Origin of the sequence: Achromobacter sp. UMC46 (assembly GCF_014170335.1) — a bacterium.
In the GTDB taxonomy this organism is placed as follows: domain Bacteria; phylum Pseudomonadota; class Gammaproteobacteria; order Burkholderiales; family Burkholderiaceae_B; genus Achromobacter.
In genome coordinates this window covers 1-9,368 of record NZ_LZZS01000039.1, presented here as the reverse complement: position 1 = coordinate 9,368, position 9,368 = coordinate 1, and the positions used below count along the sequence as shown (strand labels likewise).

The window sequence follows — 9,368 nt, the reverse complement described above, 5'->3', positions numbered from 1 at the left end:
TCGTTCGGCGGCGCGGTGTCGACCACGGGGGCGGGGCGGGCGGCGGGGGTGGACAGTTCCACCGGCGTCAGGCCGGCCTCGCGCGCGGCTTTCAGGTTGGCGCCTTCGGCCACGACGCCGATCGGGGGCAGGTTATGGCTGCGCAGCGCGGCTACCAGGGCCTTCCAATCGATCTTCTCGTCGACGCGGCTGGCGTCGATGACGACGGGCTCGTTCTCGAAGAAGCTGCCGGCGTCGGCCATGCGCTTGGCCAGCGCGGCAGCAAGGCGTTCGGGGTCTGCGCTGTGCAGAACCACCCGGATGGCATACAGGGTGGCGCTTTTGAAGTCCAGGGCTAGGGATTCAGTATTCATCTTGATTGTGGCTGGCGGTCCGGGCGCCAGGAAACGGCGCGCACGACCGGCTGCGGGATGTCGGGGATGATAACCCGCCGGGGGGCGGGGTGCGCAGCAGGGAAGACGAAAGAAAAAGGCGCCCGAAGGCGCCTTTTCCCGTGGTATGCACGCGGGCAGGTCGCGCGGGCGGGTCAGCCTTGCGCCCAGGAATCGCGCAGCGTCACGATGCGGTTGAGCACCGGGGCGGCTTCGGAGGATTCCTTCAGGTCGGCCGTGAAGTAGCCCAGGCGTTCGAACTGCCAGGTGGCGCCGGGCGTGGCGACGGTGCCGGGTTCCAGCCAGGCCGTGACGGTCTGCTTGGAGTTCGGGTTCAGGCAGGTCAGGAAGTCCTTGTCGCCGCCATCGGGGCGGGCGTCGGCGAACAGGCGGTCGTACAGGTGGATCTGGGCGGGCACCGCATGGGCCGCGCTGACCCAGGTGATGTTGCCCTTGACCTTGACGCTGTCGGCGCCCGGCGTGCCGCTTCGGGTTTCCGGCAGGTACTCGGCCTGCACTTCGACGATGTCGCCGGCTTCGTTCTTGGTGAAGCCGGTGCAGCGCACGACGTAGCCGTACTTCAGGCGCACGGTGTTGCCGGGGAACAGGCGGAAGTACTTCTTCGGCGCTTCTTCGCGGAAGTCGTCGCGTTCGATCCAGAGCTCGCGCGACAGCGGGAATTCGCGCACGCCGGCTTCCGGATCGTGCGGGTTGCGCGGCGCGGTGCAGATTTCGGTCTGGCCTTCCGGGTAGTTGGTGATGACCAGCTTGATCGGGTCCAGCACGGCCACCGAACGGGCGGCGATGGGGTCCAGGTCGTCGCGCACGGCTTGTTCCAGCAGGCTGTAGTCGATGCGCGAATCGGACTTCGAGACGGCGGTGCGCTCGCAGAACAGGCGGATCGAGGCCGGCGTGTAGCCGCGGCGGCGCAGGCCGAAGAGGGTCGGCATGCGCGGATCGTCCCAGCCGTCCACGTGGCCTTCGCGCACCAGTTGCAGCAGCTTGCGCTTGCTGGTGACGACGTAGCTCAGGTTCAGGCGGGCGAATTCATACTGGTGCGGCAGCGGCTGGGCCAGCTTGCCGAGTTCGGCCAGGCGCGTCAGGATCCAGTCGTAGAACGGGCGCTGGTCTTCGAATTCCAGCGTGCAGACGCTGTGCGTGATGCCTTCCAGCGCGTCTTCCACCGGGTGGGCCCAGCTGTACATCGGGTAGATGCACCATTGGTTGCCCGTGCGGTGGTGGGTAGCGTGGCGCACGCGGTACATGACCGGGTCGCGCAGGTTGATGTTGGGCGACGCCATGTTGATCTTGGCGCGCAGCACCAGGCTGCCGTCCGGATGCTTGCCGTCGCGCATTTCGCGCAGCAGCGCGACCGACTCCGCGGCCGGGCGGTTGCGCCAGGGCGAGTCGGTGCCGGGTTCGGTCAGCGTGCCGCGGTTGGCGCGGATGGCCTCGGGGCTTTGCTCGTCGACGTAGGCATGGCCGGCTTCGACCAGCGCTTCGGCGAATTCATACATGTAGCCGAAGTAGTCGCTGGCGAAATACAGGTTTTCCTGGCCGTCGCCGGCCTTCCAGTCGAAGCCCAGCCAGCGGACGGCCTCGATGATGGCGTCGACGTACTCCTGGTCTTCCTTTTCGGGATTGGTGTCGTCGAAACGCAGGTGGCAGATGCCGCCGAAATCGCGCGCCAGGCCGAAATTCACGCAGATGCTCTTGGCGTGGCCGATGTGCAGATAGCCGTTAGGCTCCGGCGGGAAGCGCGTGCGGATGCGGGCCGGGTCGGGCGCCCCCTGCTGCTGCACGGCGGCCGGGCCAGGCTTGCCCGCCCAGCGTTTGCCCTGGAAGCGGTTGGCTTCGAGGTCGTCCTGGACGATGTTGAGCAGGAAATTGGATGCAGCAGGGGTCGGCGTCGTGGCGGTGGTCATTCTTGAAAGAATAGGAAAAAGCGGCGACAAAGCGTCAATTTTGCCACGTTCCGCCGGAGGCGCCTTTTCGGGCCTGGCGCAACCGGTTTCAAACTGTCCCCACAGTCATGTAACTGGCTCTACACTACGGCCCATCATGGATATATCCACCCTTTCCCTGGCCCGTGCGCAGTTCGTGGCCAGCCTGAGCTTTCTGGCCCTGTTCCTGGCGATTTCGCTGGCGCTTGCCTGGGTCTTGCTGTTTTTCAAGGTGCGCGCCCGCTGGTCGGGCCGTGGCGGCTGGACCGCCGCCTATCGTTTCTGGGTGCGCATCTTCGCGCTGGCCTTCGTGCTGACCCTGGCGGCCAGCGTGCCGGTGCTGATCCAGATCGGCAGCCTGTGGGCGGGCCTGATGGACAAGATCGGCAACGTGGCCGGCCCCTTGCTGGGCTACGGCATCTTGTCCGTCTTCATATTGAAGTCGTGCTTCCTGGGCGTCATGCTGTTCGGCCAGCGCCGCGTGTCCGATAGCGCCCATACGCTGGCGGTGCTGATGGTGGCCGTGGGCCAGATGGTGGCGGTGTTCTGGGTGCTGGCCCTGCAATCCTGGATGCAGACGCCGGACGGCGCGATCTTCGTCGATGGGCGCTATCAGGTCTATGACTGGAAGGCCGTGGTGCTGAATCCTTCGGTCGGCTGGCGCATGGCCGTCGTGGTCGTCGGCGCGGCGCTGGCCGCCTCGTTCCTGATGATGGGCGTGACGGCCTTGCAGGCGTTGCGCCGCCCGCTGGGCGATGGCGAACGCAATACGTTCAAGACCGGCCTGGTGATCGCGGTGGTCGCGGCCTTTCTGCAAGTGCCGGTGGCGACGGGCACCGGCCAGATGGTGGCCAAGCTGCAGCCGGCCAAAGCGGCCGCCGCTGCGGGCTTTTGGGAAAGCGGCGCCGAACCCCAACTGGTGCTGTTCGGCTGGCCGGACGCGCGTGCACACGTCAACCTGTCGGACGTGACGATCCGCAATGCGGGCGGCATGTGGCTGCACCGCAATGCGGACGGCACCTACCAGGGCCTGGACAAATATTCCGGCATGCTGCCGCCGGTGGCGCTGACCTTCTGGTCGCTGCGGGTGGCCGTGGGCCTGGGCCTGCTGATGCTTGCCGTGGCTTGCGTGACGTTCCTGTGGACGTTCCGCCGCGGGCTGGACCCGTCCACGTTGCCGGTCTGGTGGCAGCGCGTGCTGTGCGGCATGATGTTTTCGGGCGGGATCGCGGTGGTGGCTGGCTGGTGGGTGTCCATCATCGGCCTGCAGCCCTTCGTGGTCAACGGCACCATCACGCAATCCGAAGTGCTGGGGCAGACGGCGGCCAGCACCGTGCTCTACGGGCTTGCGGGCTACGGCCTGCTGTATGCCTTGCTGCTGGCCGCCTTCGCCGCCATGCTGTTCCACGCGGCGCGCTACGGCGTGGTGCCGGTGCGCAAACTGGGCGGGGGTTCGCCATGATCGCCATGCTGGCCGCTTCGCAGGGCCTGAGCCCCGAAGACCCTTCCTTCTGGATGCCGCTGGCCTTCATGGGGCTGCTGTTCGTGGTGATCGCCGCAGGCATGGTCCTGGACGGCTTCGATCTGGGCGTGGGCATCCTGCTGCAACTGGCCCCCGAGCACGAGCGCGGCCGCATGATGTCGCTCTTGAGCCCCTGGCGCGACGCCAACGAATTCTGGCTGCTGCTGGGCATGGGCCTGTTCGCCTCGGCGTTCCCGTTCGCATGGGGCGCGGTGTTGGGCAAACTCTACGGGCCTCTGACTTTCATGGTGCTGGGCGTGATGCTGCGCAGCGTGTCGTTCGAATTCCGCATCCGCGCGCGCAACGAGATGAAGCCGCGCTGGATCTTCGGCTTCTGGGCGGGCTCGATCATCACGGCCTTCGGCCAGGGCATGCTGCTGGGCCGGATCGCCACCGGCTACCAGTCCGACGCCGGTTACGGCTGGTTCGCGCTGTTCGTGGGCCTGTGCGCCGTGGCGGCTTACGTGCTGCTGGGCGCGTCGTGGCTGGTCATGCGGGTGGACGGCGATCTTCAGCGCCGCGCCGCCGGCTGGGCCCGCCACGCCATCCGCTGGACGGCGGTGGGCATGGTCGCCATCGCGGTGACGCTGGGGCTGGCCAACGCGGGCATCTTCTACAAGTGGAGCAACATCGCGCACCTGAGTCTGGCCGCCACGGTCTGGGTGATGATGCTGGCCGGCTACGTGGCGGCCGAGATGCTGCTGGCGCGCCTGCCCGGCCGCGCGGACCGCTTCAGCTGGTTGCCGTTCGTGCTGTGCGTGGCGCTGTTCCTGCTGATGCTGAGCGGCCTGGCGTACAGCCTGTTCCCTTATCTGATCCTGGACGACATGACCCTGTGGGACGGCGCGGGCGCGCTGGGCTCGATGCGGCTCGTCCTGGCCGGCGCGGTCGTGGGGATACCGGTGGTGCTGGTGTTCAACATCCTGGCCTACCGGTCGGTGTTCGGCAAGGAACGCGCGCCGGTGCCGCTGTTGCCGCCGCCGTCGGCCTGACGACGGCAGCGGGCCGGGCTGCTACAGCACCGGCCTGGCCACGCGCTGCAGGATCTCTTCGCCGTAGGCTTCGAGCTTGCGGGCGCCCACGCCGCTGATGTGGCTGAGCGCATCCATGGATTCGGGCTGGGCCAGCGCGATTTCTCGCAGCGTGGCGTCATGGAAGATGACGTAGGCCGGCACGCCATGGCTTTTGGCCACTTCGCCGCGCCAGGCGCGCAGCGCCTCGAAGACGGGTTGCAGTTCGGCCGGCAGGTCGATCGCGGCGGCCTTGGGGCGGCCGCTGCCGGTCTTGCCCGCACGGGTCTTCTTTTCGGATTCGCGCCGCAGCATCAGCTGGCGCTCGCCCTTGAGTACCGCGCGGCTGCCTTCGGTCAATGCCAGCGTCCCGAACCCTTCGTTGTCCACCGTCAGCAGGCCCTGCGCCAGCAACTGGCGCAGCACGCCGCGCCAGGCGGTGTCGCTCAGGTCTTCGCCCACCCCGAACACGCTTAGCGTTTCATGGCCGTGCTGCTTGGTGCGGTCGGTGATCTTGCCGCGCAGGATGTCGATGATGTGGCCCGCGCCATAGCGCTGGCCGCGTTCTTTCCACAGGCGGTAGACGGCCGACAGCACTTTCTGCGCGGCGACCGTGCCGTCCCAGGCTTGCGGCGGCTCCAGGCAGACGTCGCAATTGCCGCAGGCCGTGATTTGCTGGCCGAAGTAGGCCAGCAGGCGCACGCGTCGGCATTCCACGGTTTCGCACAGCCCCAGCATGGCGTCCAGCTGCTGGCCCAGCCGGCGGCGGTAGGACTCGTCGCCGGGCGATTCGTCGATCATGCGGCGCTGCTGCACCACGTCTTGCAGGCCGTAAGCCAGCCAGGCGGTGGCGGGCAGGCCGTCACGGCCGGCTCGGCCGGTTTCCTGGTAGTAGCCTTCGACGGATTTGGGCAGGTCGATGTGGGCCACGAAGCGCACGTCGGGCTTGTCGATGCCCATGCCGAAGGCAATGGTGGCCACCATGACGACGCCGTCTTCGCGCAGGAACCGGGACTGGTTGGCGGCGCGCACCTGCGGACTGAGCCCCGCGTGGTACGGCATGGCGTCGATGCCCTGGTTGCACAGGAATTCGGCGGTTTCCTCGACGCGTGCCCGCGACAGGCCATACACCACGCCGGACTCGCCGTCGTGTTCCGTGCGGATCATCTCCAGCAGCTGCTTGCGCACTTCATTCTTTTCGATGATGCGATAACGGATGTTGGGACGGTCGAAGCTGGAAACGAAATGGCGGGCGTCGTCCAGCGACAGGCGCTGGGCGATTTCAGTGCGCGTGTCGGCGGTGGCCGTGGCCGTCAGTGCGATGCGCGGCACGTCCGGCCAGCGCTCGTGCAGCATCGACAGGCCCAGGTATTCCGGCCGGAAATCGTGTCCCCATTGGGACACGCAATGCGCTTCGTCGATGGCGAACAATGCGATGCGGCCGCGCTCGAGCAATTGCAGGCAGCGGTCGGTCAAGAGGCGTTCGGGGGCGACGTACAGCAAGTCCAGCTCACCGGCCAGGAACGCCTGTTCGACGTCGCGGGCCACGCGCCATTCCTGCGTGGAGTTCAGGAAGGCCGCGCGCACGCCCAGTTCGGTCAGGGCGTCGACCTGGTCCTGCATCAGCGCGATCAGCGGCGACACGACAATGCCGGTGCCTTCACGGACCAGCGAGGGAATCTGGTAACAGAGCGATTTCCCGCCGCCGGTGGGCATGAGGACCAGCGCGTCGCCGCCGTCGATCACTTGTTCGACAATGGCTTGCTGGTCGCCGCGGAAGGATTCGTAACCGAAAACGCGCTGCAATACGCCGAGGGCGCGCGCGTCAGACATGGGGGTAGGCCGGGAGCATCATGGCAGGGATTTTAAGCCGCAATTCCGGACAGCCCCCTTTAACGGGATATTTCCGTCCGTCGCGCGGGCCGGCTACCAGCTGAACCAGGTGCCGCGCATGAACGTGTCCACGGGCATGCTCAGGTTGGCGCGCCATTCGTAGTTGCCCGAAATGATGTCGCGGTCGGCGCCCACGGCCAGCCTGACTTTGGGCGCGACGAACATGCTGTGCGTCAGCCCCACGCGCTGCTCGGCCAGCGTCGACCCTTCGTGCAGGCCGGAATAGGTGCCGCTGAGCGTACCCCAGCCGGTGATGGGCACGCCGGCCGTCAAGGTGTTGCGCGACTGCGGGGCCGAGGCCACGCCGCCGGAGTAGGTGGACAGGTCGCCGAAGCCGGCGCCGATCTGTTCGTTTGTAAAGCCCAGGTTCACGGCATCGGTCACGTCCACGCTGTAGCCGATGCGGTAGCGCCAGGCGTTCGCCGCGTCGAACGAGCTTTGCGTGGCACCGGCCTGGAACGTGCCGTACTCGCCCGCGGCATAGGTGGTGCCCATGCCCCGGGTCGTCAGCGACGGCGCGCTTTGCATCTGGCCTTCAAGCGTCAGGGCGGGCGTCACCCCGTACCGCACGCTGCCGCTGCCGACCGACGCGCCATAGTCCACGGCGCCCGAACTGGCGGCCGGATCCATGCGGTTCAGTTTGCCCAGCGACGAGGAATAGCCGAAGCTGCCTTCGGGCACGGTCGCGGAAGAGCCGGCCCAGTTCGCGATCTGCAGGCCGCCCACCGGCGCGCTGCTGCCCCAGGCGGGGGCATTGGCGTTGATGTTGCCTACAGTGACCGACGGTCCGATGGTGTTGCGGTAGACCCAGTTGCGGTCGCCGCCGTAGCGCAGGCCGTCCTGGCCGCTGACCGAGGCGAACCATGGACGGGTCGGGCGCGATACGCCCGAGATCACCACGACCGGTATCCGGGACAGGTCGCCGTCCTCCAGCGCGAAGCTGTAGTCCGGCGTGCTTTCCTCGGCCGGGGCGGTGGCCTGTTCGCAGCCCAATGGGGACGCGTCGGCCGCGCCCGACAACGACGAGCCGATGCCGGGAATCTGTTCCGCGGCGCTGTCGTCAGCCGCGCCTTGCACGCTGGTGTCCATGCCCGGTTCCGCCGCTTGCAAGTCGCAGGGGGACGGATCAAGCGGCACCGCGGCGTCGATGGAAGGCGCGGGCCGCACGGGGATCGCCTGAACTGGGGACAGAACTCCGATGCCGCGCGCCACGCGTACCGGCGCCGCCTCGGAAGACGGGGCGGCAAAATCAGGGGACGCAATCGGCGTGTCGCCAAACGCGGAAGCCAACGGGCAGGATAAGCCCGTTGCCAGCGCCGCCTGCAACAGCCGTGTGCGCCAGAGTAGAGGGGCGACCATACGGACCAGTGTAGAGAGGGGATGCCGTCGTAGCTGTAAACGATTTTTAGTAAACCGGACGAGCGGCAAGGCCAAGCCATGTATTTTAGGGCCAGTCCATGACGCTTCGCGCGTTTGCGCCAAAGCGCCCGAAAACACGGCGTACATCGTGCAATAGGTGTATTTCAGTTGATTTCCTGCCTCTTGCGGCCGGACGCGGCGCGCCTCACTATGGCATCCATGGACAATCCCCACACCAAACTGCTGGTCGTCGACGACGATCCCGCGTTACGGCAACTGCTGGCCGACTACCTGAATCGGCACGGCTACGACACCTTGCTGGCGCCGGACGCCACCGACCTGTCGTCCCGCATCACCCGCTACGCGCCCGACCTGCTCGTGCTGGACCGCATGCTGCCCGGCGGCGACGGCGCCGATGCCTGCCGCCGCCTGCGCGAGCAGGGCGAGGACATCCCCGTCATTCTCCTGACCGCCCGCGACGAAGCGGTGGACCGCATCATCGGCCTGGAAGCGGGCGCCGACGACTATGTGGGCAAGCCCTTCGATCCGCGCGAATTGCTGGCCCGCATCGAAGCGGTGCTGCGCCGCAAGCGCGGGCCTTCCGCGCTGACCAAGGATGCGCCGGTCACGTTCGGCCCTTTCCTGTTCGATCCGTCTTCGCGCCAGCTGTCGCGCGAAGGCACCGTGGTGAAGCTGACCGGAGGCGAAATCAACCTGCTTGAAGCCCTGGTGCGCAACGCCGGCAAGCCGCTGTCGCGCGAGCGCCTGCTGGCGCTGGCGCGCGACGACGATGCCGGCGAGCGCAACGACCGCGCCATCGACATCGCGATCCTGCGCCTGCGCCGCGTCATCGAAGACGATCCCAAGCAGCCGCGTTGGATCCAGACCGTCTGGGGCATCGGTTACCGGTTCTCGCCCTGATGCGTTTTTCTCTCGGCTTCCTGGTGCCGCGTTCGCTGCGGGCGCGCCTGATCCTGCTGATCCTGGGTTCCGTGCTGCTGACGCAGGCGGCCACGCTGGTGACGGTGTCCTACTTCCGGCACAAGTTCCTGGAAGACGTGGCGATCGGCTACATCGTCACCACGATCCGCACGCTGCGCGCCGCCGTGTCCGAGGTGCCCGCCGAAGACCGCGCCGAATTCGTGCGCACCGCGTCGCAGAACCAATGGCGGCTGTGGTCGCGCGTGCTGCCGGCCGAAGCCAAGCTGCAGCGCTTCAACGGCCGCCGCCCGCCGCCGCCGCCGCGCGCCGCGCCCCGTCCGCCTCCGCC

At 67.5% G+C, this 9,368-nt stretch carries 6 protein-coding genes and 2 pseudogenes; 4 read left to right on the top strand and 4 right to left on the bottom strand.

The window, feature by feature from the left end:
- Together minC and A9973_RS28465 are read right to left on the bottom strand one after the other, a co-directional pair.
- Window positions 1-353 (bottom strand): annotated as a pseudogene (minC, locus tag A9973_RS28470) (septum site-determining protein MinC); the annotation flags it as partial.
- 173 nt (window positions 354-526) lie between these two features.
- Complete coding sequence (locus A9973_RS28465; RefSeq protein ID WP_183016962.1) at window positions 527-2,296, bottom strand: glutamine--tRNA ligase/YqeY domain fusion protein; 1,770 nt, start codon at window positions 2,294-2,296, stop codon at window positions 527-529.
- A 136-nt stretch (window positions 2,297-2,432) separates the two neighbouring features.
- Here A9973_RS28465 and A9973_RS28460 point away from each other — a divergent pair, with 136 nt between their 5' ends.
- Window positions 2,433-3,776 (top strand): cytochrome ubiquinol oxidase subunit I, encoded by a 1,344-nt coding sequence (locus tag A9973_RS28460; RefSeq protein ID WP_183016961.1) that lies wholly within the window; start codon window positions 2,433-2,435, stop codon window positions 3,774-3,776.
- On the top strand, window positions 3,773-4,828 hold the full coding sequence (locus A9973_RS28455) for a cytochrome d ubiquinol oxidase subunit II (protein ID WP_183016960.1): 1,056 nt from the start codon (window positions 3,773-3,775) through the stop codon (window positions 4,826-4,828). The genes A9973_RS28460 and A9973_RS28455 overlap by 4 nt, the downstream gene beginning before the upstream one ends.
- A 21-nt stretch (window positions 4,829-4,849) precedes the next feature.
- Here the strand turns inward: A9973_RS28455 and recQ are convergent, their stop codons facing one another.
- The gene (gene recQ / locus A9973_RS28450) at window positions 4,850-6,679 is read right to left on the bottom strand and encodes a DNA helicase RecQ (protein WP_183016959.1); all 1,830 of its coding nucleotides are present in this window, start codon (window positions 6,677-6,679) and stop codon (window positions 4,850-4,852) included.
- Window positions 6,680-6,772: 93 nt separating this feature from the next.
- Complete coding sequence (locus tag A9973_RS28445; RefSeq protein ID WP_183016958.1) at window positions 6,773-8,098, bottom strand: fimbrial protein; 1,326 nt, start codon at window positions 8,096-8,098, stop codon at window positions 6,773-6,775.
- A 219-nt stretch (window positions 8,099-8,317) separates the two neighbouring features.
- On the opposite strand from A9973_RS28445, the gene A9973_RS28440 reads away from it, so the two are divergent.
- Window positions 8,318-9,019 (top strand): response regulator, encoded by a 702-nt coding sequence (locus tag A9973_RS28440; protein ID WP_006226445.1) that lies wholly within the window; start codon window positions 8,318-8,320, stop codon window positions 9,017-9,019.
- Window positions 9,019-9,368 (top strand): annotated as a pseudogene (locus A9973_RS28435) (ATPase); the annotation flags it as partial. The gene A9973_RS28440 and the pseudogene A9973_RS28435, both read left to right, overlap by 1 nt.